22 protein-coding genes, 2 pseudogenes and 1 riboswitch are annotated in these 22,600 nt (G+C 58.9%); of the genes and pseudogenes, 16 read left to right on the top strand and 8 right to left on the bottom strand.

Translation table 11 applies throughout. The features are described from left to right. Positions 1–93: 93 nt before the first annotated feature. Complete coding sequence (gene zupT / locus ACZ6J2_RS16030; protein WP_033146665.1) at positions 94–867, top strand: zinc transporter ZupT; 774 nt, start codon at positions 94–96, stop codon at positions 865–867. A gap of 31 nt (positions 868–898) precedes the next feature. Here the strand turns inward: zupT and ribB are convergent, their stop codons facing one another. Beyond that, positions 899–1,552, bottom strand: coding sequence for a 3,4-dihydroxy-2-butanone-4-phosphate synthase (gene ribB / locus ACZ6J2_RS16025; RefSeq protein WP_010435670.1), 654 nt, complete (start codon positions 1,550–1,552; stop codon positions 899–901). Positions 1,553–1,658: 106 nt separating this feature from the next. Further along, positions 1,659–1,809, bottom strand: a riboswitch (FMN riboswitch). A 119-nt stretch (positions 1,810–1,928) separates the two neighbouring features. Here ribB and ubiK point away from each other — a divergent pair. Next, positions 1,929–2,225 carry a ubiquinone biosynthesis accessory factor UbiK gene (gene ubiK / locus ACZ6J2_RS16020; RefSeq protein WP_471726187.1) on the top strand — a complete coding sequence of 99 codons (297 nt, stop codon included), beginning with the start codon at positions 1,929–1,931 and terminating at the stop codon, positions 2,223–2,225. A 114-nt stretch (positions 2,226–2,339) separates the two neighbouring features. Here the strand turns inward: ubiK and hldE are convergent, their stop codons facing one another. The 3 genes from hldE to ACZ6J2_RS16005 are packed head-to-tail and all read right to left on the bottom strand — an operon-like array spanning position 2,340 to position 7,989. Further along, a complete protein-coding gene (gene hldE, locus ACZ6J2_RS16015) occupies positions 2,340–3,770 on the bottom strand; it encodes a bifunctional D-glycero-beta-D-manno-heptose-7-phosphate kinase/D-glycero-beta-D-manno-heptose 1-phosphate adenylyltransferase HldE (protein ID WP_061097033.1) in 1,431 nt (476 codons plus the stop codon). 40 nt (positions 3,771–3,810) lie between these two features. Continuing rightward, complete coding sequence (gene glnE, locus ACZ6J2_RS16010) at positions 3,811–6,666, bottom strand: bifunctional [glutamate--ammonia ligase]-adenylyl-L-tyrosine phosphorylase/[glutamate--ammonia-ligase] adenylyltransferase (protein ID WP_471726186.1); 2,856 nt, start codon at positions 6,664–6,666, stop codon at positions 3,811–3,813. Positions 6,667–6,687: 21 nt separating this feature from the next. Continuing rightward, the gene (locus tag ACZ6J2_RS16005; protein WP_471726185.1) at positions 6,688–7,989 is read right to left on the bottom strand and encodes a CYTH domain-containing protein; all 1,302 of its coding nucleotides are present in this window, start codon (positions 7,987–7,989) and stop codon (positions 6,688–6,690) included. A gap of 229 nt (positions 7,990–8,218) precedes the next feature. On the opposite strand from ACZ6J2_RS16005, the gene ACZ6J2_RS16000 reads away from it, so the two are divergent. Beyond that, positions 8,219–8,839 (top strand): TIGR04211 family SH3 domain-containing protein, encoded by a 621-nt coding sequence (locus tag ACZ6J2_RS16000; RefSeq protein ID WP_024906484.1) that lies wholly within the window; start codon positions 8,219–8,221, stop codon positions 8,837–8,839. A 60-nt stretch (positions 8,840–8,899) separates the two neighbouring features. Next, positions 8,900–10,141, top strand: a complete 1,242-nt coding sequence (locus tag ACZ6J2_RS15995) for a multifunctional CCA addition/repair protein (RefSeq protein WP_023309213.1) — start codon at positions 8,900–8,902, stop codon at positions 10,139–10,141. A gap of 10 nt (positions 10,142–10,151) precedes the next feature. Here ACZ6J2_RS15995 and bacA read toward each other — a convergent pair. Together bacA and folB are read right to left on the bottom strand one after the other, a co-directional pair. Then, a pseudogene (gene bacA / locus ACZ6J2_RS15990) lies at positions 10,152–10,972 on the bottom strand (undecaprenyl-diphosphate phosphatase). Positions 10,973–11,077: 105 nt separating this feature from the next. Next, positions 11,078–11,445, bottom strand: a pseudogene (gene folB, locus ACZ6J2_RS15985) (bifunctional dihydroneopterin aldolase/7,8-dihydroneopterin epimerase). A 107-nt stretch (positions 11,446–11,552) separates the two neighbouring features. Here folB and plsY point away from each other — a divergent pair. Together plsY and ACZ6J2_RS15975 are read left to right on the top strand one after the other, a co-directional pair. Beyond that, positions 11,553–12,173, top strand: coding sequence for a glycerol-3-phosphate 1-O-acyltransferase PlsY (plsY, locus tag ACZ6J2_RS15980; protein ID WP_048974922.1), 621 nt, complete (start codon positions 11,553–11,555; stop codon positions 12,171–12,173). Positions 12,174–12,257: 84 nt separating this feature from the next. Then, positions 12,258–13,724, top strand: a complete 1,467-nt coding sequence (locus tag ACZ6J2_RS15975; protein WP_471726184.1) for an MFS transporter — start codon at positions 12,258–12,260, stop codon at positions 13,722–13,724. A 40-nt stretch (positions 13,725–13,764) separates the two neighbouring features. Here ACZ6J2_RS15975 and ACZ6J2_RS15970 read toward each other — a convergent pair whose 3' ends face one another. Beyond that, positions 13,765–14,187, bottom strand: a complete 423-nt coding sequence (locus ACZ6J2_RS15970) for a MarR family winged helix-turn-helix transcriptional regulator (protein WP_045356087.1) — start codon at positions 14,185–14,187, stop codon at positions 13,765–13,767. 147 nt (positions 14,188–14,334) lie between these two features. On the opposite strand from ACZ6J2_RS15970, the gene ACZ6J2_RS15965 reads away from it, so the two are divergent. The 9 genes from ACZ6J2_RS15965 to ureG all read left to right on the top strand — a co-directional run bounded on the left by ACZ6J2_RS15965 (position 14,335) and on the right by ureG (position 20,979). After that, positions 14,335–15,348 carry an alpha/beta hydrolase gene (locus tag ACZ6J2_RS15965; protein ID WP_033146672.1) on the top strand — a complete coding sequence of 338 codons (1,014 nt, stop codon included), beginning with the start codon at positions 14,335–14,337 and terminating at the stop codon, positions 15,346–15,348. A gap of 145 nt (positions 15,349–15,493) precedes the next feature. Further along, a complete protein-coding gene (locus ACZ6J2_RS15960; protein WP_471726182.1) occupies positions 15,494–16,321 on the top strand; it encodes an urease accessory protein UreD in 828 nt (275 codons plus the stop codon). A 10-nt stretch (positions 16,322–16,331) separates the two neighbouring features. Next, positions 16,332–16,634 carry an urease subunit gamma gene (locus tag ACZ6J2_RS15955; RefSeq protein WP_006811999.1) on the top strand — a complete coding sequence of 101 codons (303 nt, stop codon included), beginning with the start codon at positions 16,332–16,334 and terminating at the stop codon, positions 16,632–16,634. A gap of 10 nt (positions 16,635–16,644) precedes the next feature. Continuing rightward, the gene (locus ACZ6J2_RS15950; protein ID WP_471726180.1) at positions 16,645–16,959 is read left to right on the top strand and encodes an urease subunit beta; all 315 of its coding nucleotides are present in this window, start codon (positions 16,645–16,647) and stop codon (positions 16,957–16,959) included. Continuing rightward, a complete protein-coding gene (gene ureC, locus ACZ6J2_RS15945) occupies positions 16,952–18,655 on the top strand; it encodes an urease subunit alpha (protein WP_471726179.1) in 1,704 nt (567 codons plus the stop codon). Before ACZ6J2_RS15950 ends, ureC begins: the two co-directional genes overlap by 8 nt. 9 nt (positions 18,656–18,664) lie before the next feature. Continuing rightward, entirely contained in the window at positions 18,665–19,129 is a 465-nt protein-coding gene (ureE, locus tag ACZ6J2_RS15940; RefSeq protein ID WP_471726249.1) for an urease accessory protein UreE, read from the top strand. Positions 19,130–19,138: 9 nt separating this feature from the next. Next, positions 19,139–19,678: a HupE/UreJ family protein gene (locus ACZ6J2_RS15935; RefSeq protein WP_471726178.1), complete on the top strand. Its 540-nt coding sequence runs from the start codon at positions 19,139–19,141 to the stop codon at positions 19,676–19,678. Continuing rightward, positions 19,678–20,352: an urease accessory protein UreF gene (locus tag ACZ6J2_RS15930; RefSeq protein WP_471726177.1), complete on the top strand. Its 675-nt coding sequence runs from the start codon at positions 19,678–19,680 to the stop codon at positions 20,350–20,352. The genes ACZ6J2_RS15935 and ACZ6J2_RS15930 overlap by 1 nt, the downstream gene beginning before the upstream one ends. A gap of 9 nt (positions 20,353–20,361) precedes the next feature. After that, entirely contained in the window at positions 20,362–20,979 is a 618-nt protein-coding gene (gene ureG / locus ACZ6J2_RS15925) for an urease accessory protein UreG (protein WP_471726176.1), read from the top strand. A gap of 44 nt (positions 20,980–21,023) precedes the next feature. Here ureG and tsaD read toward each other — a convergent pair whose 3' ends face one another. Beyond that, positions 21,024–22,037, bottom strand: coding sequence for a tRNA (adenosine(37)-N6)-threonylcarbamoyltransferase complex transferase subunit TsaD (gene tsaD, locus ACZ6J2_RS15920; protein WP_029741753.1), 1,014 nt, complete (start codon positions 22,035–22,037; stop codon positions 21,024–21,026). Positions 22,038–22,273: 236 nt separating this feature from the next. Here tsaD and rpsU point away from each other — a divergent pair, with 236 nt between their 5' ends. Next, complete coding sequence (gene rpsU / locus ACZ6J2_RS15915) at positions 22,274–22,489, top strand: 30S ribosomal protein S21 (protein ID WP_001144069.1); 216 nt, start codon at positions 22,274–22,276, stop codon at positions 22,487–22,489. The last annotated feature ends 111 nt before the right edge of the window (positions 22,490–22,600 follow it).

The following is a 22,600-nucleotide window of genomic DNA, read 5'->3' as shown; positions in this document are numbered from 1 at the left end:
ATGTAAGGAATGTGTAAAGCCGGGTTTTAACCCTCGCTTTGCCAGAAATGAATCATTTATATTAATGAGAATCATTATCAAAAGGAGCAATGCATGTCAGTCCCCCTGATCCTGACCATACTGGCGGGCGCCGCGACCTTCATCGGTGCGCTCCTCGGCGTGCTCGGCCAAAAGCCCTCTAACCGCGTACTGGCCTTCTCACTGGGCTTTGCTGCCGGGATCATGCTGCTCATCTCCCTGATGGAGATGCTGCCTGCCGCGCTGGGCACAGAAGGCATGTCTCCGCTGCTGGGCTACGGCATGTTTGTCTTTGGCCTGCTGGGATACTTTGCCCTCGATCGGATGCTGCCGCACGCGCATCCGCAGGATTTAATGCAGAAAAACGTGACGCCCATGCCGCGCAATATCAAGCGTACCGCCGTGCTGTTAACGCTTGGCATCAGCCTGCACAACTTCCCGGAAGGGGTCGCCACCTACGTGACGGCCAGCAGCAATCTTGAGATGGGCTTTGGCATCGCGCTGGCGGTCGCCTTACACAATATTCCTGAAGGACTGGCCGTCGCCGGACCCGTGTATGCCGCAACGGGATCGAAACGCACCGCGGTGTTCTGGGCGGGCATTTCCGGGATGGCCGAAATCCTTGGCGGCGTACTGGCCTGGCTGATCCTCGGTAGCCTGGTCTCTCCGGTAGTGATGGCGGCGATTATGGCCGCGGTAGCCGGGATCATGGTTGCGCTTTCGGTGGATGAACTGATGCCGCTGGCGAAGGAGATCGATCCTAACAACAACCCCAGCTATGGCGTGCTGTGCGGAATGTCGGTGATGGGATTAAGTCTGGTTCTGCTGCAGACCGCAGGAATTGGGTAAAAAACGCCGGGACTTCCCGGCGTTTTTATTATCAGCTGGCTTTGCGCTCGTGCGCCTGGCGATACTCAACCAGATCTTCAATCGTGACCACCGGCATGTTGTGCAGGCGGGCAAAGGTGATGCACTCCGGCGCGCGCGCCATGGTGCCGTCATCGTTGGTCAGTTCGCACAGCACGCCAGCAGGTTTGAAGCCAGCCAGCGTCACCAGGTCGATCGTCGCTTCGGTGTGACCACCGCGGGTCAACACGCCGCCCGCCTGCGCACGCAGTGGGAAGACGTGGCCTGGACGGTGCAGATCGGATGGCTTCGCACCATCAGCAATCGCTGCACGTACGGTGGTCAGACGGTCAGCCGCAGACACACCGGTGGTCACGCCATGCGCAGCTTCAATGGTCACGGTAAAACCGGTACCAAAGGCGCTGGTGTTGTTTTCGACCATCATCGGCAGCTCGAGCTGCTTACGACGATCTTCGGTAATACACAGGCATACGATGCCGCTGCCGTGACGGATGGTCAGCGCCATCTGTTCAACGGTCATGTTTTCGGCGGCGAAAATCATGTCGCCTTCGTTTTCACGGTTTTCATCGTCAAGCACCATCACACCGCGGCCTTCGCGCAGTGCATCCAGTGCATGTTCAACACGTTGAGTTGAAGTGCCAAAAGAGGAAAGTAGCGTCTGATTCATGGTAAAAAAACCTCATTAACATTATGGTTACCAGAATCAGGGCAGTCTTAGGAGCGCCGTATAAGCGGCAAAAAGATAACGTGAGCGGGCCCATGCCCGACTTGATCGTTACTCTCTCCCATCCGGACTCTAACCGTCGGCCCCGGAATTACACCGGATCTGCTGACCTTTGAGTATTCACCCAAAGCGCTCGCGGGCTTTCAGCGTCACGCTGATTTACCGCCGGTGGGGAATTTCGCCCCGCCCTGAGAATAAGCGAGATAACTATAACGCTATTGATTATCCTGGGCAATGCATAAGCATCAAACAATTTTGTTTACCCCGGGCATGACGCGCTACAATGGACACTAACACTTTTCCATCAAGGGAAACGCCAATGATTGACCCGAAAAAAATTGAGCAGATCGCGCGTCAGGTTCATGAATCTATGCCAAAAGGCATTCGTGAATTTGGTGATGACGTAGAAAAGAAAATCCGCCAGACGCTGCAGGCGCAGTTGGTTCGCCTTGATTTAGTCAGCCGCGAAGAGTTTGACGTGCAGACCCAGGTTCTGCTGCGCACCCGCGAGAAGCTGGCGCTGCTGGAACAGCGTCTGAACGAGCTGGAAAACCGCAATGCGCCGGAAGAAGTGAAGCCGGCACCGGCCATTCCTCCGGTGGATGACCAGGAGTAAGTGCGGCCTGTTGTGCCCGGTGACGGCTACGCCTTACCGGGCCTACATGAACACGTAGGTCGGGTAAGCGAAGCGCCACCCGACATAAAAAACGGGCCAGCTGGCCCGTTTTTTTTACTGACTGTCCTTCTGGATCTTCTTGATGATGTTGGTGGTTGAGCACCCGTCCTCAAAGTTGAGCACCATCACCTCGCCGCCGTTGGCCCAGACCTCTTCGCTACCCGCGATTTGCTCCGGCTTGTAATCCCCACCTTTTACCAGCAGGTCCGGCAGAATACCGGCAATCAGGCGCTGCGGGGTATCTTCTTCAAACGACACCACCCAGTCCACCGCTTCCAGCGCGCCAAGCACAATCATACGCTGCTCGAGCGGGTTCACCGGACGCGTTTCGCCCTTCAGGCGTTTCGTCGATGCATCGCTGTTAACCGCCACAATCAGGCGATCGCCCAGCTTGCGCGCGTTCGCCAGATACGAAACGTGGCCCGCGTGCAGAATGTCGAACACGCCGTTGGTCATCACGACTTTTTCACCACGCTTGCGCGCGGCGGCGACGGCCACCTTCAGCTCGTCTTCGGTCATAACGCCAAAACCGGTATCCGCACGACCGCGCACCGCGTTTTCCAGCTCGATTGGCGAAACGGTTGAGGTACCCAGTTTACCCACCACCACGCCCGCCGCGGCGTTAGCGAAGTAGCACGCCTCTTCCAGCGAGTTTCCTGCTGCCAGCGTCGCCGCCAGCACGCCGATCACCGTATCACCGGCACCGGTCACGTCGTACACTTCCTGCGCCTGGGTTGGCATATGCAGCGGCGCTTTGCCCGGCTGCAGCAGCGTCATCCCCTGCTCGGAGCGGGTCACCAGCAGCGCGGACAGCTCGAAGTCAGCAATGATCTTCATGCCGCGCTCAACCAGTTCGTCCTCGGTTTTGCACTTACCCGCCACCGCTTCAAACTCGGAGAGGTTTGGCGTCAGCAGCGTCGCGCCGCGATAGCGCTCAAAATCGGTGCCTTTCGGGTCGATCAGCACCGGCACGCTGGCTTTGCGCGCCAGCTGAATCATCGTCTGCACGCTCGCCAGCGCGCCTTTGGCGTAGTCGGACAGCACCAGCGCGCCGATATTGCCCAGCGCCTGGTTGATACGCTCGTGCAGTGGCTCGGGGTCAACGCCTTCAAAGCCTTCTTCAAAATCGAGTCGGATCAGCTGCTGGTTGCGCGACAGCACGCGCAGTTTCGTAATCGTTGGGTGGGTCGGAACAGAGACGAAATCGCACTTCACGTTCACGTCCGCCAGCGACTTGCTCAGCGCGCGCGCCGCATCGTCGATGCCGGTCAGGCCCACCAGACGCGAGTGCGCGCCCAGAGAGGCAATGTTCATCGCCACGTTTGCCGCGCCGCCGGGACGCTCTTCAATGGTGTCGACCTTAACCACCGGTACCGGTGCTTCCGGAGAGATGCGGCTGGTAGGCCCATACCAGTAGCGATCCAGCATCACATCCCCAACAACCATTACCCCAGCACGTTCAAACTCTGGCAGTGTTACTTTCATTCCTGACTCCAGAAAGATTCACAATTTGCGCGCGATAATATCACACTTGATTTGTTACGCACGGTTCCACCAGCCACTTCTGCCAGCTGGCCGTTACCTGAGCACGTTCATGAGCAAAACAGTCCAGCGCCACGTGCCCCGGCTGCTCCTGCAGCGCCAGATGATGAAGCTCATCGCGCAGCGTCGTGTAGGCGCGGGTTAAGGCCTGCGCCTCCTGCTCGTCCATGATGTCGTTTTGCGCCAGCAGTTCCAGAATGCGCACGTTATCGGACCAGCGCGTCAGCTTCGGCTTGTCGTGGGCGTGCAGCAGCACCAGATACTGGGTGATGAACTCAATATCGGTAATCCCGCCCTCATCGGCTTTAATATCAAAGCGATCGCGGTGTTTATTGCCGAGATGCGCGCGCATTTTCTCGCGCATTTCGCGCACTTCCGTTTGCAGCGTGCTGCCATCACGCATGGTGGTCATAACGTCCTTACGGATGACGTCAAACTGCGTTTTGAGCTGCGGATCGCCATACACCACGCGAGCGCGCACCAGCGCCTGATGCTCCCACGTCCAGGCTTCATTCTTCTGGTAATCGGCGAAGGACTCCGTCGAGGTCACCAGCATGCCCGCCGCGCCGGACGGACGCAGTCGCGCATCCACTTCATACAAAATGCCCGACGAGGTGCGGGTACTGAACAGGTGCATGATGCGCTGCGCCAGGCGAAGGTAGAACTGGCGCCCGTCAATTTCACGCTCGCCGTCGGTCATTACGTCAACCGGGCAGTCGTGCAGGAAGATTAAATCCAGATCGGAGCTATAGCCCAGCTCCCAGCCGCCAAGCTTGCCGTACCCCACGACCGCAAAGCCGCGTCCTTCACGTTCGGCCAGGTGTTTCGGCTGGCCGTAGCGCGCCACCATCTGCACCCACGCCTGATGGACCACCGCGTCGATGATCGCCTCAGCAAGCCAGGTTAAGTGATCGCTCACTTTCATCACCGGCAGCGTTCCGGCGATGTCAGCCGCCGCCACTCGCAGCATCTGCGCCTGCTTAAACTGACGCAGCGCCTCCAGCTGTTGCTCTTCGTCCTCTTCCGGCACGCGCAGCAGATACTGACGCAGCTCGTCCCGGTAGGCATCCGTCGCCGTGGGCTGATACAGCGTGTTCGGGTCGAGCAGTTCATCCAGTAGCAGCGGGTAACGCGCGAGCTTGTTGGCCACCATCGGCGACGCGGCGCAGAGCGTAATCAGGTGCTTCAGGGCCCCCGGAAACTCGCTCAGGAGTTCCAGATACGTGGTACGCGTGATAATCCCGCTCAGCAGCGGCATCATGCGCGACAGCGGCACCGGCGCGTCCGCCCGCGAGCAGACCTCGCTCAGCAGGTGCGGCATCAGGTGATCCAGCACCTGACGGCCGCGCGGGCCGATGGCGCGTTTGTTCAGCTCAAGACGGAAATCAGCGATCAGCGCCACCACGCGATGGCGCGCGTCGTCGGTTAAGTGCGTCAGCACCGGCGTGGTGTCGTCCTCCTGAAGCGCGTCCTGCCACAGCTCGCGCCAGTGCTCGGAAAGCGCATCGTCCTGCGATTCACTTTCGTCATCACCGATCAGGTCGTTAAAGATGCGGCGCACGCCCGCCATGTGGGCGTCCAGTCGTTCGGTCAGCGTTGACCAGTCGTCCACGCGCATGCCCCAGGCCAGACGCGCCCGGTTAAGGTCATCGCCCGGCAGGGTCTGGGTCTGTTCGTCGTTGATGCTTTGCAGCAGGTTTTCCAGACGGCGCAGGAACAGATAGGCCTCGCGCAGGGTTTGCGCGTCGCCGTCCGGCAGCAGGTGCAGCTGCTCGATGGCGCTCAGCGTCGGCAGCAGCGAACGGGACTGCAGGGACGGCTCACGGCCACCACGAATAAGCTGGAAGACCTGGACGATAAATTCGATTTCACGGATGCCGCCCGCGCCGAGCTTGATGTTGTCCTTCAGACCACGACGGCGCACCTCACGGGCGATCATCCCTTTCATATTACGCAGGGACTGGATCACGCTGAAGTCGATATAGCGACGGAACACGAACGGGCGCAGCATGGCGCGAAGCTCGTTGGCGTAAGCGTCGTCGCTGTCGCCCATGATCCGCGCTTTAACCATCGCATAGCGCTCCCAGTCGCGCCCCTGCTCCTGGTAGTAATCCTCCAGCGCGGCAAAGCTCAGCACCAGCGGTCCGCTGTCGCCAAACGGGCGCAGGCGCATGTCCACGCGGTAAACAAAACCGTCCTGCGTCGGCTGATCCAGCGCCTTAATCAGACGCTGACCGAGACGGGTAAAGAACTGGGCGTTGTCCAGCTCGCGACGGCCACCGCGCGTGGAGCCGTTCTCGGGCCAGGCAAAAATCAGGTCGATGTCGGAGGAGAAGTTCAGCTCGCAGCCGCCCAGCTTGCCCATCCCCAGAATCAACAGCGGCTGAGGAACCCCTTCCTCGCTGCACGGCGTGCCCCACTCTTTACAGCAGGCGGCGTAGAGCCAGTCGCGCGCGGCGACAATCAGCGTTTGCGCCAGCTCGCTTAACTGCTGCAGCGTGCTCTCTTCGCTTACCAGCGCCAGCGCCTGAGCCCAGGCAATGCGCACCATCACCCGACGGCGGAACTGGCGCAGGACGCGCATCAGCGTCGCTTCATCCGCAACGTCTTCGAGCGCGGTTTGCAGCCAGCCGGCGTAATGCCGCCACTCGTCCGCCTGCGGCGGCGCGTTCTCAAGCTCTGCCAGCCAGTCCGGGTTGGCGGTGATACTTTCCTGCACAAAATCACTGAAGGCGAGCACGCTCTTCGCCTGCTCGCTTAACGATGACGTCGGTAATGACTCAGGCAGACGTTCGCAAACGGTCTGCCACTGCTGCTGTAACGGTGAAGAAAGCGGCATTATAGGGGTTCCTTGCCAGAGTTAACGTTTTCCGCTGTGCAGCCAGAACGGCTCCTGCGAAATGGCCTCGTTACGGAAATGCTCAATCTCAATATGCTGGCGGGTTTCAATGGCATGCTTCAGCCCCTGCCAGTTTTCCAGCCAGGCCTGGGTTTTAACGCCGTCATAAGCGCCGGAAAGCAGCAGCATGCTGTCGATGTTGCGCGACAGACGGGGAAGCTGATCGCCATACTGGTCGCCGAGCGGATACGCAAAAGTGCTCTTCAGCTCGGCGGCATGACGGGAAAGATGAATATCCGCGAAACGCTTAAAGTTTTCCGCGATTTTGGCCTCCGCTTTCGCATCCAGGAAGGCGCGCCAGCCGCGCGTTACCAGAAACTCGGTCAGCGCCAGTTTTGCCGAAGCGGCTTGCGGGCTGTAGATCGCCGTTTGCGCCGATACGTCGGAGAGCATCAGCGTTTCGGTTTGCGTCAGCAGGTCACGTAAGTGAGCGCTCGCTTTGCGAGGAATAATACCGCCGAACAGCGTCAGGGTATGGCGCACCAGGGCAATCGCCGCCAGCACGTTGGATTTCGCGTTTTTCACATTTCGCACCCAAAGCTCTTCATGGTACTGCCACTGAGAAAGCGCCAGCTCCAGCGCGGCTTCCAGGCCCTGTTCAACGCTGGCTTTCGGCGCAACGTGCAGGCTGGTCGTCTCTTTCAGCACGCGCGGCGCATTTCCGGCGGCCAGATGGTAACCCCGCGCGGCTTTACTCAGGCTTCCCTGACGCAGTCCGGACTGGTTCACCAGCCTGCGCGCCAGCTTCAGCACGTCATTTGCATCCCCTTCCAGCAGCTCAAGCTCGAGTTCGCAAATCGGCTCCTGGAACTCACCGGCCTTCACGTCCCCCAGATCGAGGGCGATTTCGATGCGGCTTTTGCCTTCCGTGACCAGCCATTTCTCGCGCCAGAAATCGGTGCTGAACAGCGGCTGCACCTGTTCCGCCAGCGTAGAAGGCAGCTCGCCATCCGGCCAGACTTCCGCCGGGAAACGTTCCAGCTCAAGTTCTGGCTTGCTGATGTCGATATTGTATTCCGGGCGCTGATGTAAACCGCCGACCACGCGGCCGGCAATTTTCATCGTCATCTCGTAGCGCCCGCTCGCGCCGCGGATGCGCAGCCCCATATCGTGGCGACGCAGCCAGTTGTCTGGCGTTTCGTAATAGATATTAAGCAGTTGTACCGGTGCATGGTGTTCGCCGGAAAGCGTATGCAGATGCTGGCGGAGTGCGTCAACGCTGTCTTGTTCGACGATAAACTTTAATTCGATTTCTTGTGCCATAGCCTTGTACTTTTGCGTGCGTCACAGACGCGTCAATGAGGGCGAACTTCCTCGCCATTTGTTTGTCAGTACATAGTATTTTGCGCCAAATTGCCATGCAATGAGCAATTTGTCGGGCGTAAATGTATAGAGTCGTGACACAGATGATTCTGATTGCTGACGAATGCTTTGCGTAGAGACACTGTTGCCACTACTATCGTTCCACTATTTATGAAAATAACGACTAATGATGCTTAAATTACGCCTGATTGGACTTACTTTACTCGCTTTTAGCGCCGCAACCGCAGTGCACGCTGAAGAGAAGCGTTACGTTTCTGACGAACTGAACACCTGGGTACGCAGTGGCCCCGGAGATAATTATCGCCTCGTGGGCACGGTGAATGCCGGCGAGGAAGTCACCCTGTTACAGACCAACGCGGACACCAATTACGGTCAGGTGCGCGACAGTACCGGTCGTACGTCCTGGATCCCGCTGAAAGAGCTGAGCACCGTGCCAAGCCTGCGCACGCGCGTTCCCGATCTGGAAAACCAGGTGAAGACCCTGACCGATAAGCTGAACAACATCGACGGCACCTGGAACCAGCGCACCGCTGAAATGCAGCAGAAAGTGGCGCAAAGCGACGGTGTGATTAACGGCCTGAAAGAAGAGAACCAGAAACTGAAAAACGAGCTGATTGTCGCGCAGAAGAAAGTGAATGCCGCTAATCTGCAGCTCGACGACAAACAACGCACCATCATCATGCAGTGGTTTATGTATGGCGGCGGCGTGCTGGGCGTGGGTCTGGTGCTGGGTCTGGTCCTGCCGCATCTGATCCCAAGCCGCAAGCGTAAAGACCGCTGGATGAACTAATTCGTCTTCTCTGCCAGACTTACGTATCATTCTGGAAAAGAGAAAACGGGAGAGTTGGGCGTGAAGAGTTATCTTGTCGGTGGTGCGGTACGTGATGCGTTGTTAGGTCTGCCGGTCAAAGATAAAGACTGGGTGGTGGTTGGTGCCACCCCTGAAGAGATGCTCGACGCGGGCTACCAGCAGGTAGGCCGCGATTTTCCCGTGTTCCTGCACCCGAAAAGCCGTGAAGAGTATGCCCTGGCGCGTACCGAGCGGAAATCGGGCTCGGGCTATACGGGCTTCACCTGCTATGCCGCGCCGGACGTCACGCTGGAGCAAGATCTCCTGCGCCGCGATCTCACCATCAACGCGCTGGCGCAGGACGAAGACGGGCAGATTGTTGACGCCTATGGCGGTCAGGACGATCTGCGCAACCGTCTTTTACGTCACGTCTCCCCGGCGTTTTCTGAAGATCCGCTCCGCGTGCTGCGCGTGGCGCGCTTTGCCGCGCGTTACGCCCATCTCAGTTTCCGGATTGCCGATGAGACAATGGCGCTGATGACCGCCATGACAGAGGCGGGCGAGCTTGAACACCTGACGCCAGAGCGCGTCTGGAAAGAGACGGAAAATGCCCTCACCACGCGCAACCCGCAGGTCTTTTTCCAGGTCCTGCGCGACTGCGGCGCGCTGAAGGTGCTGTTCCCGGAAATAGACGCGCTGTTTGGCGTGCCTGCCCCGGCAAAATGGCACCCGGAAATTGATACCGGCGTACACACGCTGATGACCCTGAGCATGGCGGCCATGCTCAGCCCAGACGTGGACGTGCGCTTTTCCACCCTGTGCCACGATCTCGGCAAAGGCTTAACGCCAAAAGAATTCTGGCCTCGCCACCACGGGCACGGCCCGGCAGGGGTGAAGCTGGTCGAGGGGCTGTGCCAGCGTCTGCGCGTGCCGAACGAGATCCGCGATCTGGCGAAACTGGTGGCCGAGTTCCACGATCTGATCCACACCTTCCCTATTCTGAAACCGGCCACCATCGTTAAGCTTTTCGATAACATCGACGCCTGGCGCAAACCCCAGCGCGTCGAGCAAATCGCGCTCACCAGCGAAGCTGACGTGCGCGGTCGTACCGGTTTTGAAGCGTGCGATTACCCGCAGGGACGCTTACTGCGCAAAGCCTGGGACGTAGCGAAAGCGGTGCCCACGAAGGACGTTGTCGAAGCGGGATTCAAAGGGCCGGAAATTCGCGAAGAGCTCACGAAACGGCGAATTCAGGCGGTGTCGGACTGGAAGGAAAAGCATTGCCCTCAGCCGAAAGACTGAGGGCCATCGGTCAGAAGAAGACCACGTACACCGCAGCCGCCACGATAAAGCGATAGATCGCGAACGGAACAAACGAGATACGCTTAATCAGCTGCAGGAAGGTTTTAATGGCAATCAGCGCCACGATAAACGCGGTGATGAAGCCGACGGCGAACATCGGAATGTCGCCAGCCGTCAGGAAGTGATAGCTCTTATAGACGTCGAGTACGGTGGCGCCCATCATCATCGGCACCGCCAGCAGGAACGAGAACTCTGACGCGGCGTAACGGCTTACGCCCATCAGCATCCCGCCGGAGATGGTAGCGCCTGAACGCGAGAAGCCCGGCCACAGCGCCAGACACTGGAAGCAGCCAATGATAAACGCCTGACGATACGTCATATCGTCCAGACCTTCCGCGCGCGCGTTTTTGGCTTCAGCACTTCCGCGGCGATGAGCAAGAAGCCCCCCACCACCAGCGCGTACATTACGTTAATCGGGTTAAACAGCGATTTGATGGCGTCGTGGAACACCAGGCCCAGCACCACCGCAGGGATCATCCCGAGCAGAATATGGATCAGTGACAGACGACCTTTACTGAGCCCCTCGTGCTGAGGCGGACGGCCAAAATGGATGCCGATCAGGCCAAACAGGCGACGCCAGAACATCACGACCACCGCCAGAATAGACCCCAGCTGGATCACCACTTCAAACGTTTTTGCGGTATCGCCTTCAAAGCCCAGCAGATGGCCAACGATAATCATATGGCCCGTACTGGAGACCGGCAAAAACTCCGTCAATCCTTCGACCACACCCAGTATTGCCGCCACCAGCAGCGAGTGCATATCGCTCATCTATAAACCCCTAAAAAAGATATAAAAAACGGTCGCCCCAACGGCTACCGTGAAAGATACAGCTTTAAGACCGGTATAACCTAAATTGGTTTAGCAATTATGACGTTAATTCTTGCCTTTCAGATTTGTGCCACGCTCAATGATGACGCCAACGTTGGCGCGCGCGCCACCGCTCCCGGCTTGCTCAGCTTGATGCGCACCCACGGTGAGTTGAATTTTTTCAACAGCAATTCTGCGACTTCTTCCGCCACCCGTTCGACCAGCGCAAAACGTTGACCTTCAACGTGGGCGATGACCGCTTCACTGATATCGGCATAGCTCAGACAGTCGTTCACGTCATCGCTTTTCGCCGATTTGCGGTTATCCCATCCCATTTCGATATCGAACACCAGCTTCTGCTCGATGGTCTGTTCCCAGTCGTAAACACCAATTGTGGTGATTACCGAAAGTTGCTCTATAAATACAATATCCATCACGACCTGCCTGCTTTTTGGCTAAACCGGATACCACTTCCGGCGAATTATGCGTATTATCCACAGATGCTGAGAATACAGATACATTTTCAAAACGGAACAGCGTTATGAGTGCAATCGCGCCTGGAATGATCCTCCTCGCCTATCTTTGCGGCTCAATCTCCAGCGCCATTCTGGTCTGCCGCATTGCCGGGTTGCCTGACCCGCGTGAAAATGGTTCCGGGAATCCGGGGGCGACCAACGTACTACGAATTGGCGGCAAGGGAGCAGCCGTAGCGGTTTTGATTTTTGATGTTCTGAAAGGGATGCTGCCCGTCTGGGGCGCCTATGCGCTGGGCGTTACGCCGTTCTGGCTGGGGCTCATTGCTATTGCTGCCTGCGTTGGCCATATCTGGCCCATTTTCTTTGGTTTTAAAGGCGGAAAAGGCGTTGCGACGGCCTTCGGTGCGATTGCACCTATCGGCTGGGATCTCACCGGCGTCATGGCCGGAACCTGGCTTCTGACCATTCTTCTGAGCGGCTACTCGTCGCTGGGCGCCATCGTCAGCGCGCTGATCGCCCCGTTCTACGTCTGGTGGTTCAAACCCCAGTTCACCTTCCCGGTGTCGATGCTCTCCTGTCTTATCCTGCTGCGTCATCACGACAATATCCAGCGTCTGTGGCGTCGTCAGGAGACCAAAATCTGGACGAAGCTCAAGAGGAAGAAAAAAGACGCTCCGAAGGGTTAGTTATGCCTTATAGCCAAATGTGATTTTGGTCACCTTCTGCCTGTGGTAACTGTTAGAGACACAACACAACCACATAAGAAGAAAATGGCTGAAATCACAGAATCAACTCCCCTTTCAACGGCAGGAAGCACCCCGGATGGCGACATCCAGTGGGTGCGCAGCGCGTCGGACGTATCACGCCTCGTTAATGACGGCTCTCAGGGCCGGGCAAACGCCCGTATCGTGGTCGGTATCGCGCTGGGCGGTATTTTCCTCGATGCCTACGATCTGGGCGCGCTGGCGTTTGGCATTAAAGACATCACCCGCGAATTTAACCTGACGCCCGCCGGTACCGGCATGGTGGCCTCGGCGATTACCTTTGGCGCCATTGTCGGGGCGCTGCTTGGCGGTTACCTCACGGATAAAATCGGGCGCTACCGCGTTTTTATGGCTGATATGGTGTTCTTCGTGGTGGCAGCGATCGCCTGTGCGCTGGCCCCGAACGAATATGTGCTCGCGGGCGCCCGCTTTGTGATGGGGCTGGGGGTAGGGATCGACCTTCCCGTGGCGATGGCGTTTTTAAGCGAGTTCGCCAGGCTGAAAGGGCCCGGAAATAAGGCCTCAAGCGTCGCAATGTGGTGCCCCACCTGGTATGCCGCCATCAGCATTTCCTACCTGCTGGTGCTTTTCTTCTACGCCGTGCTGCCGGAGAGCCACAGCGACTGGCTGTGGCGTTTGATTCTCGGCTTTGGCGCGGTGCCCGCGCTGGTGATTATCGCCATCCGCAGCCGCTATATGAGCGAATCTCCGGTCTGGGCGGCGAATCAGGGCAACCTGAAAGAGGCGGCGTCAATTTTACGCCAGTCGTATAACATCAATGCCCACGTGCCGCAGGACGCGCTCGGCCAGCCAGCCCCTGTCGTGAATAAAGCGAAATGGTCAAATTATCTGAACCTGTTCCGCGGCATCTACTTGCGCCGCACGACGCTCGCCACGCTGCTGTCCGTCGTCTCGTCGTTTGCCTACAACGCCGTGGCGTTTGGCCTGCCGGTGATCATCTCCAGCTTCTTTGTCCAGTCGATGCTCACCACCATTCTCATTTCTCTGGCGCTTAACCTGCTGTTTGCCTTCGTCGGCGGACTGCTGGCGGTACGCTACGTGCCGCGCTTCGGCGCCTGGCGGATGTCGCTTGCGGGTTATGCCTGCCAGCTTGTCGCATTGCTTGGCCTGGCGATGATTGGCCGACCGGAAGGTGCCTCTGAAGGCGTGCTTGCGGTGGCGATGCTGGCGCTTTTCCTGTTCGGTCAGGGCTTCGGCCCGGGCGCGCATACCATGACGTTCGCCTCCCTGAGCTACCCGACCTCGCTGCGCGGCGTGGGCGTGGGCCTCAACCAGACGCTGATGCGCAGCAGCTCGACGCTGTCGCTGTTTCTGTTCCCGCTGCTGGTGGCGTCGCTGGATACCGCCGTCTTCTGGGCGATCGCGCTGGCGCCGTTTATCGGCCTGGCGTCGCTGCTGGCGATCCGCTGGGAGCCGTCCGGGTATGACGTGGATGCGGAGGACTACCGGTAACGACACATCACTTCGGTGGGTTCACCCCGCCGAAGGGTTCTTACAAATCGTCGAGCAGCGTCCGGGAGAGTTTTTTTAGCGTCTCAAGCTCATCGTCATTCATCCGCATGCTGCAGCGAATCTGGTCCGGCAAAGCCATCACCCGTTTCTTCAGGTCTTTGGCCTTATCGGTCAGTACGACATTTTTCATCCTTTCATCACCTACAACCGCGATACGGTTGAGAAATCCTTTTGCCTCAAGCTTTTGTACAAGCGGGGTCAATGTGCCCGAATCAAAAAATGTCTTATCGCTGAGATCGCGAAGTGGGATGTTATCTTTCTCATAAAGCGCCATCAAAACAACGAATTGCGGATAGGTTAGATCCATCTCTTGCAGTAAAGGGCGATACTGGCGAACGAACGCGTTGGTGACCGAGTACAGCGAGAAGCAAAGTAAATCGTCTAGCGTTTTGTTTTCTTTCATTTTTCTATCAACTCCGAATCGGTTTCCTGAAAAAATTATAAATAATGTTTGACTAAAAGTATCTTGCGCGCAAGTATTGCACCAACAACTAAATAGCGCACTATTTAGCTATCTCATCCGATCAAATACGCTTAAAGAGGCACTACCATGAAAACACTAACCGCCATCCTGGTTTCTTCCGTCTTCGCGTCAGCTGCGGCATCCGCACAAACCACCAATACCCCAACCCCGACCGCAGGCGTACAGGCATTTCTTAATGTTTTGAATTCCGGCAAGGGTAAGCCAATGGAACAGATGACCCCGCAGGAGGCCCGCCAGGTACTGATTGGCGCGCAGCAAGGCGCAAAACTGCCACCCGCTCAGGTTTCTGAAAAAACGATCCAGGTAAATGGCCAGGCGATAAAACTGAAAATAGTGAAACCTGAAAACGCCAGCGGCACGCTCCCCGCCTTTATGTTCTTTCACGGCGGCGGTTGGGTGCTGGGTGACTTCCCTACCCACGAACGCTTAATCCGCGACCTCGTTCGCGCTTCGGGAGCCGCTGCGGTTTACGTCGATTACACCCCGTCACCTGAGGCCCATTTCCCGGTGGCAATTAATCAGGCCTATGAAGCGACAAAATGGGTCGCCGGGCACGGTCAGGAAATTGGCGTGGACGGTAGCCGTCTGGGTCTGGTGGGTAATAGCGTCGGCGGCAACATGGTGGCTTCGGTGGCGCTACAGGCCAAACAGTTCAATGGGCCAAAAATTCGCTACAACGTCATGCTCTGGCCGGTTACCGATGCGAACTTTGATACTGCCTCGTATAACCAGTTCGAAAATGGCTATTTCCTGTCGAAAAACATGATGAAATGGTTCTGGGATAACTACACCACCAGCGCTGCCGATCGCAACAATATCCTTGCCTCTCCGCTTCGCGCCAGCACCGCGCAGTTGAAAGGCTTCCCCGAGACGCTGATCCAGACAGCGGAGCTGGACGTTCTGCGGGATGAAGGTGAAGCATTCGGGCGTAAACTGGATGCGGCTGGCGTCCCGGTGACCGTCACGCGCTATAACGGCATGATCCACGACTACGGCCTGCTTAACCCGCTGAGCCAGGAGCCAACGGTGAAAGTTGCCCTTGAGCAGGCAGGTGCAGCGTTGCACGAGCACCTGAAATAGTCTCATCATTGCTTATTCAGAGCACGGCCCCGGCCGTGCTTTTGTATTTCTCCTGCCTGGCCATCCATAAGCGACTCATATGACAGGCTTCATTTCCGCCAGGGCATACTGAAACGTATCCCGATGGTGTGGAAATGGATGCAGCATGTTAGCAGCTCAGGTCACTGATAATACGTATAAAGGCTGGCAGGCATCGCTTGCCCTGCAGTTTTGTCACACCCCTGAGAAAACCCTCCTGCACTCCGCCCACCACGTCGGGCCGCTTACCGTTCAGCGTCCGTTTTATCCCGAAGGGGAAACCTGCCACCTTTATCTGCTGCACCCGCCCGGCGGAATTGTGGGCGGCGATACGCTGGACATTTCCGTTCGGCTGGACGCCAAAAGCCATGCGCTTATCACCATGCCCGGCGCCAGCAAGTTCTATCGCAGCAGCGGCCCGCAGGCGCGTCTTAGCCAGCATTTTTACCTCGAGGAAGATTCCACCCTGGAGTGGCTGCCGCAGGACACCATTATTTTTCCCGGCGCGAATGCCGCGCTGCGCTCCGTCTTCCACCTGAAGGCCTCCAGCACGCTGCTGGCGTGGGAGCTGTACTGCCTGGGCCGCCCGGTGATAAACGAAACCTTCAGCCACGGCACGCTGGAGAGCCGCCTTGAAATCTGGGTTGAAGACGAACCGCGCCTGATCGAGCGCCAGCATCTTAGCGACGGCGATCTCACGCCCGTCGCCGGGCATCCGTGGCTCGGCACGCTGCTGTTCTACCCTGCGCGGGAAGAACATCTCGACGCGGTGCGCGAATGGCTCGCGCCGCTGAAGACGTTTGCCGGAGCAACGCTCACCGATGACCTGCTGTCGGTGCGTTTTCTCTCCCACGACAACCTGATTTGCCAGCGGGTGATGCGCGATATCTGGCAGTCGCTTCGCCCGCTTCTCACTACCAAACCCGCCTGTTCGCCGCGTATCTGGCAGACATAAGAGAAACGTTATGGAACTGACCCCCAGAGAAAAAGACAAGCTTTTGCTGTTTACCGCCGCGCTGGTTGCCGAACGCCGCCTCGCGCGCGGGGTAAAGCTCAATTACCCGGAATCGGTCGCGCTGATCAGCGCCTTCATCATGGAAGGTGCGCGCGATGGCGAAACCGTCGCCTCGCTGATGGAGGCGGGCCGCCACGTCCTGAGGCGCGACCAGGTCATGGAGGGCGTGCCGGAGATGATCCCGGATATTCAGGTGGAAGCCACCTTCCCGGACGGGTCCAAGCTCGTCACCGTTCATAACCCAATCGTCTAAGGAGCGCGCGATGATCCCAGGTGAATACCGGATCCAGCCCGGAAACATTGCCCTCAACGTCGGGCGTGAAACCCAACGCGTGGTTGTCGAAAACCACGGCGACAGGCCGATTCAGGTCGGATCGCACTACCACTTTTACGAGGTCAACCCGGCGCTGAAGTTCGATCGGGATGCCACCAAAGGCTACCGACTGAACATCCCGGCGGGCAGCGCCGTGCGCTTTGAGCCCGGTCAGAAGCGGGAAGTGACGCTGGTTCAGGTCACCGGGGCGCAGCGCATTTTCGGTTTTCGCGGCGAGGTGATGGGCGAGGTGAAACATGGCTGAGATTTCTCGCCGGGCGTATGCCGATATGTTCGGCCCCACCACCGGGGATAAAGTGCGGCTTGCCGACAGCGAGCTGTGGATCGAAGTGGAAGACGATCTCACGGTCTACGGCGAAGAGGTCAAATTCGGCGGCGGAAAGGTGATCCGCGACGGCATGGGCCAGGGGCAGATGACCGCTGACGGCTGCGTGGATCTGGTTCTCACCAACGCGCTGATCGTCGATCACTGGGGGATCGTAAAAGCCGATATCGGCGTCAAGGACGGGCGGATCTTCGCCGTCGGCAAAGCCGGGAACCCGGACATTCAGCCCGGCGTGACGATCCCGATTGGCGCCGCGACGGAAGTCATTGCCGCCGAGGGGAAGATCGTCACCGCCGGCGGGATCGACACCCACATCCACTGGATCTGCCCGCAGCAGGCGGAAGAGGCGCTGGTCTCCGGCGTCACCACCATGATCGGCGGCGGCACCGGACCGGCGGCGGGCACCAACGCCACCACCTGCACGCCGGGGCCGTGGTATATCGCCCGCATGCTGCAGGCTGCCGATGCGCTACCGGTGAATATCGGCCTGCTCGGCAAGGGTAACGGCTCCAACCCGGATGCCCTGCGCGAGCAGATTGCCGCCGGTGCTATCGGGCTGAAGATCCACGAAGACTGGGGCGCGACGCCTGCAGCAATCAACTGCTCGCTGGAAGTCGCGGAAGAAATGGATATTCAGGTGGCGCTGCACAGCGACACGCTGAACGAGTCCGGTTTTGTCGAAGACACGCTGGCGGCTATCGCCGGGCGCACCATCCACACCTTCCACACCGAAGGCGCGGGCGGCGGCCACGCGCCGGATATCATCACCGCCTGCGCGCACCCGAATATTCTGCCCTCCTCCACCAACCCGACGCTGCCCTACACGGTGAACACCATCGACGAGCATCTCGACATGCTGATGGTTTGCCATCATCTCGATCCGGATATCGCCGAGGACGTGGCGTTTGCCGAATCCCGCATTCGTCGTGAAACCATCGCCGCGGAAGACGTGCTGCACGACATCGGCGCGTTCTCGCTCACCTCGTCAGATTCACAGGCCATGGGCCGCGTCGGGGAAGTGATTATCCGCACCTGGCAGGTCGCGCACCGCATGAAGATCCAGCGCGGCGCGCTGCCGGACGAGATGGGCGATAACGATAACTTCCGCGTGAAGCGCTATGTCGCCAAATACACCATTAACCCGGCGCTCACCCACGGCATCGCCCACGAAGTCGGTTCGATTGAGGCGGGCAAGCTGGCGGATCTGGTGGTCTGGTCTCCGGCGTTCTTTGGCGTCAAACCCGCCACCATCGTCAAGGGCGGAATGATCGCCTGCGCGCCGATGGGCGATATCAACGCCTCAATCCCCACGCCGCAGCCGGTGCATTACCGCCCGATGTTTGGATCGCTGGGCGCCGCGCGCCACGCCACCCGACTGACGTTTATCTCGCAGGCCGCCAGTGCGAACGGCCTCCCGCAGCAGCTCAACCTACAGAGCGCTACCGCGGTGGTGAAAGGCTGCCGGACGGTGAAAAAGGCGGACATGATCCACAACGGCCTGCAGCCGAATATCACCGTCGACTCGCAAACCTACGAGGTGCGCGTCGACGGCGAACTGATAACCAGCGAACCGGCTGACGTTCTGCCGATGGCGCAACGCTATTTCCTGTTTTGAGGAGTGATGATGATCTATTTAACCCAACGCCTGGACCACGCGCATCCGATTACCGCCAGCGTCACGCTGCCGATTGACGTGCGGGTGAAAAGCCGCGCCCGCGTAGCGCTGAACGACGGCCGCGAAGCCGGGCTGATGCTGCCGCGCGGCCTGCTGCTGCGCGGGGGCGACCTGCTGACCACCGACGACGGCAGCGAGGTGATCGAAGTGATCGCCGCCCCGGAGCCGGTTTCCGTGGTGCGCTGCGCCGATCCGTTCCTGCTCGCCCGCGCCTGCTACCACCTGGGCAACCGCCACGTGCCGCTGCAGATCATGCCCGGCGAGCTGCGCTATCACCACGACCACGTTCTCGACGGCATGCTGCGCCAGTTCGGGCTGGAGGTGGCCTACGCCAGCCTGCCGTTTGAACCGGAAGCAGGTGCTTACGCCAGCGATGCCCACAGCCATAGCCATTCTCACGCTCATTCACATTAAGGATCCATCATGCGCAAGTATTTACCGCTGTTACTGCTGGCTTTTTCCGTTCCCGCGCTCGCGCATCCCGGCCACGGCACCGACAGCTTCCAGGCCGGTTTTCTCCACCCGCTGACCGGGCTCGATCACCTGCTGATGCTGGCGGGCGCAGGCGTGCTCTCGGCGCTGAGCGGCCGCAAACTCCTGCTGCCGTTTGCCACCCTCGGGATGATGCTTGTCGGCGCCATTGCGGGCAGCCTGCTCGGCGGCTTCAGCGGCATGGAGATGCTGATTATCGCCTCGCTGGCGGTATCCGGCGTGATGATGTTTAAAACTGAAAACCGTCTGCTGCTGGCGGTACCTGCCCTGGCGATGTTCCACGGCTGGGCGCACGGCGTGGAGATGTCCAGCCACAGCTTCTGGCTCTTCACCAGCGGCTTTATGCTCGCCAGCGCCACGGTGCTGTGCGCCAGCTTTGCCGCAGGGCTGCTGCTGCGCCGTCACGACGGCCTGCGTAAAACCTTCGGCGGCGGGCTGATCGTCTCTGCCCTGCTGGCGCTGATGAGCTGATGGAGCACGCCCGCCAGAGGCTGCGCCTGATGCAGCTCTCAAGCAGCAGCCTGCCGGTCGGGTCGTTTACCTGGTCGCAGGGGCTGGAGTGGGCCGTTGAGGCAGGCTGGGTCACCGACGCCGACGCGTTCAAACGCTGGCAAATCCAGCAGATGGAGCAGAGCTTTTTCTGCGTCGATCTGCCGCTGTTTATCCGTCTTTATCAGGCCTGTGAGCAACGCTCTCTTACTAATGCCAAACGCTGGACGGCATACCTTCTCGCCTGCCGGGAAACGCGCGAGCTGCGCGAAGAAGAGCGCAACCGTGGAGTGGCGTTTACGCGGCTGATTAAGAGCTGGGAACCTGACTGTCCGCCCGAATGGCTGCCGCTGTTTATGCAAAGCCAGCTCTGCGGCATGGCCTGGCTCGGCGTGCGCTGGGGCATTAGCGCGCACGAGCTGGCGCTGAGCCTCGGCTACAGCTGGATGGAGAGCGCGGTGATGGCGGGCGTCAAGCTGGTGCCGTTTGGGCAACAGGCCGCGCAGCAGCTGATTATCGAACTGGGCGACCATTACGCCGCCGGGCTTGAACAGGCATTTTTGCGCAGCGACGACGCGCTGGGGGCAGCAACGCCGCTGTCCGCCATCGCCTCCGCGCGCCACGAAACCCAATATTCACGACTATTCCGTTCCTGAGGAGTCAACATGGCTGATTACAAACATCCCCTGCGCGTAGGCGTGGGCGGCCCGGTAGGATCGGGCAAAACCGCGCTGCTGGAAGCGCTCTGCAAGGCGATGCGCGACACGTATCACCTGGCGGTGGTCACGAACGATATCTACACCAAAGAGGATCAGCGCATCCTCACCGAGGCAGGCGCGCTGGAGCCAGAGCGCATCGTCGGCGTGGAAACGGGCGGCTGCCCGCATACCGCCATTCGTGAAGATGCGTCGATGAACCTGGCGGCAGTGGAGGCGTTAAGCGAGAAGTTCGGCAATCTGGATCTGATCTTCGTGGAAAGCGGCGGAGACAACCTGAGCGCGACCTTCAGCCCGGAGCTGGCGGATCTGACCATCTACGTGATCGACGTGGCCGAAGGGGAAAAAATCCCGCGCAAGGGCGGGCCGGGGATCACCAAATCCGATTTTCTGGTGATCAACAAAACCGACCTCGCGCCGTACGTCGGTGCGTCGCTGGAGGTGATGGAGCGCGACACCAACCGCATGCGCGGCGAGCGCCCGTGGACCTTTACCAACCTGAAGGCGGGTGACGGTCTGGCGACGATTATTACGTTTCTGGAAGAGAAAGGGATGTTGCGGGTGTAGGGCCATAATACCCTCTCCCTGTGGGAGAGGGTTAGGGTGAGGGATTACGCCTCCGGCAGTTCCGCCAGCGGCCAGCGCGGACGCACGGACACGCTCAGGTCGGACGTTGCGCCCGCATTCAGGCGCACCATTCCCGCGTAAGCGATCATCGCGCCGTTGTCGGTGCAGAATTCCGGACGGGCATAGAACACTTCCCCGCGACGCTTTTGCATCATCTCGGCGAGCTTCGCGCGCAGCGTGCGGTTAGCGCTCACGCCACCCGCCATCACCAGACGCTTAAAGCCGGTCTGATCCAGCGCGCGCTTGCACTTGATCATCAGCGTGTCCACCACCGCATCTTCGAACGCGCGGGCGATATCGGCGCGGGTCTGCTCGCTGTCATCGTTATTGCGAATCGTATTCGCCGCGAAGGTTTTCAGCCCGGAGAAGCTGAAATCCAGCCCTGGACGGTCGGTCATCGGACGCGGGAAGACAAAGCGCCCTTCCGTTCCCTGCGACGCCATTTTCGACAGCATCGGGCCGCCCGGATAATCCAGACCCAGCAGCTTGGCGGTTTTATCGAACGCTTCACCGGCGGCATCGTCGATCGATTCGCCCAGCAGCTCGTACTTGCCAATGCCCGTTACGCTAATCAGCTGCGTATGGCCGCCGGAGACCAGCAGCGCCACAAACGGGAATTCAGGCGGATTCTCTTCCAGCATCGGTGCCAGAAGGTGCCCTTCCATATGGTGAACCGGGATCGCCGGCACATCCCACGCAAACGCCAGCGAACGGCCAACCGTCGCGCCGACCAGCAGCGCGCCGACCAGGCCCGGGCCTGCGGTATAGGCCACAGCGTCGATATCGTTTGAACTCAACCCGGCCTCTTTCAGCGCCGCCTGAATCAGGGGAACCGTTTTACGCACGTGGTCACGAGAGGCCAGTTCAGGTACGACGCCACCGTAGTCAGCGTGCAATTTCACCTGACTATACAGCTGGTTGGCCAGAAGCCCTTTTTCGTCGTCGTAAATGGCGATGCCGGTTTCATCGCAGGATGTTTCAATACCCAGTACACGCATGACTTGTTTTACCTCGTTTCAATACCGCGCAGTGTAGAGCCTGGGCGGGTTGATGTAAAACTTTGTTCGCCCCAGGAAGAAGGCTCGTGTATACTCCTCACCCTTATTAAAGTCCCTTTCAAAATCGCATCGGTGCTTTACAAAGCAGCAGCATTTGCAGTAAAATTCCGCACCATTTTGAAATAAGCTGGCGTTGATGCCAGCGGCAAACCGAATTTATTAAAGGTGAGAGTTACATGCCGGTAATTAAAGTACGTGAAAACGAGCCGTTCGACGTAGCACTGCGTCGCTTCAAACGTTCATGCGAGAAAGCAGGTGTTCTGGCTGAAGTTCGTCGTCGTGAGTTTTATGAAAAACCAACGACCGAACGTAAGCGCGCTAAAGCTTCCGCTGTGAAACGTCACGCGAAGAAACTGGCTCGCGAAAACGCACGCCGTACTCGTCTGTACTAATTGGTTGAGGGCCTCAGCCCTCAATTGACAGACAGAGTAGTAGTCGTAAGGCCGTGCTTCCGGAAGGAATGCGCGGCTTGTTTTCGTTTATAAGTCGCTTAAAATTTTGGG

The sequence above is a fragment of the Enterobacter sp. E14S genome (assembly GCF_055666685.1).
This window is presented reverse-complemented; position numbering and strand designations above follow the sequence as displayed.

What these genes read in the sequence shown, in the direction of transcription:
- hldE (WP_061097033.1), bottom strand. Translation starts at nt 3,770, where the DNA reads ATGAAAGTAACACTGCCAGAGTTTGAACGTGCTGGGGTAATGGTTGTT.
- ACZ6J2_RS15950 (WP_471726180.1), top strand. Translation starts at nt 16,645, where the DNA reads ATGATCCCAGGTGAATACCGGATCCAGCCCGGAAACATTGCCCTCAAC.
- ACZ6J2_RS15960 (WP_471726182.1), top strand. Translation starts at nt 15,494, where the DNA reads ATGTTAGCAGCTCAGGTCACTGATAATACGTATAAAGGCTGGCAGGCA.
- ACZ6J2_RS16005 (WP_471726185.1), bottom strand. Translation starts at nt 7,989, where the DNA reads ATGGCACAAGAAATCGAATTAAAGTTTATCGTCGAACAAGACAGCGTT.
- ubiK (WP_471726187.1), top strand. Translation starts at nt 1,929, where the DNA reads ATGATTGACCCGAAAAAAATTGAGCAGATCGCGCGTCAGGTTCATGAA.
- tsaD (WP_029741753.1), bottom strand. Translation starts at nt 22,037, where the DNA reads ATGCGTGTACTGGGTATTGAAACATCCTGCGATGAAACCGGCATCGCC.
- ureC (WP_471726179.1), top strand. Translation starts at nt 16,952, where the DNA reads ATGGCTGAGATTTCTCGCCGGGCGTATGCCGATATGTTCGGCCCCACC.
- ACZ6J2_RS15975 (WP_471726184.1), top strand. Translation starts at nt 12,258, where the DNA reads ATGGCTGAAATCACAGAATCAACTCCCCTTTCAACGGCAGGAAGCACC.
- rpsU (WP_001144069.1), top strand. Translation starts at nt 22,274, where the DNA reads ATGCCGGTAATTAAAGTACGTGAAAACGAGCCGTTCGACGTAGCACTG.
- ribB (WP_010435670.1), bottom strand. Translation starts at nt 1,552, where the DNA reads ATGAATCAGACGCTACTTTCCTCTTTTGGCACTTCAACTCAACGTGTT.
- ACZ6J2_RS15930 (WP_471726177.1), top strand. Translation starts at nt 19,678, where the DNA reads ATGGAGCACGCCCGCCAGAGGCTGCGCCTGATGCAGCTCTCAAGCAGC.
- glnE (WP_471726186.1), bottom strand. Translation starts at nt 6,666, where the DNA reads ATGCCGCTTTCTTCACCGTTACAGCAGCAGTGGCAGACCGTTTGCGAA.
- ureE (WP_471726249.1), top strand. Translation starts at nt 18,665, where the DNA reads ATGATCTATTTAACCCAACGCCTGGACCACGCGCATCCGATTACCGCC.
- ACZ6J2_RS15955 (WP_006811999.1), top strand. Translation starts at nt 16,332, where the DNA reads ATGGAACTGACCCCCAGAGAAAAAGACAAGCTTTTGCTGTTTACCGCC.
- zupT (WP_033146665.1), top strand. Translation starts at nt 94, where the DNA reads ATGTCAGTCCCCCTGATCCTGACCATACTGGCGGGCGCCGCGACCTTC.
- ureG (WP_471726176.1), top strand. Translation starts at nt 20,362, where the DNA reads ATGGCTGATTACAAACATCCCCTGCGCGTAGGCGTGGGCGGCCCGGTA.
- ACZ6J2_RS15935 (WP_471726178.1), top strand. Translation starts at nt 19,139, where the DNA reads ATGCGCAAGTATTTACCGCTGTTACTGCTGGCTTTTTCCGTTCCCGCG.
- ACZ6J2_RS15965 (WP_033146672.1), top strand. Translation starts at nt 14,335, where the DNA reads ATGAAAACACTAACCGCCATCCTGGTTTCTTCCGTCTTCGCGTCAGCT.
- ACZ6J2_RS16000 (WP_024906484.1), top strand. Translation starts at nt 8,219, where the DNA reads ATGCTTAAATTACGCCTGATTGGACTTACTTTACTCGCTTTTAGCGCC.
- plsY (WP_048974922.1), top strand. Translation starts at nt 11,553, where the DNA reads ATGAGTGCAATCGCGCCTGGAATGATCCTCCTCGCCTATCTTTGCGGC.
- ACZ6J2_RS15970 (WP_045356087.1), bottom strand. Translation starts at nt 14,187, where the DNA reads ATGAAAGAAAACAAAACGCTAGACGATTTACTTTGCTTCTCGCTGTAC.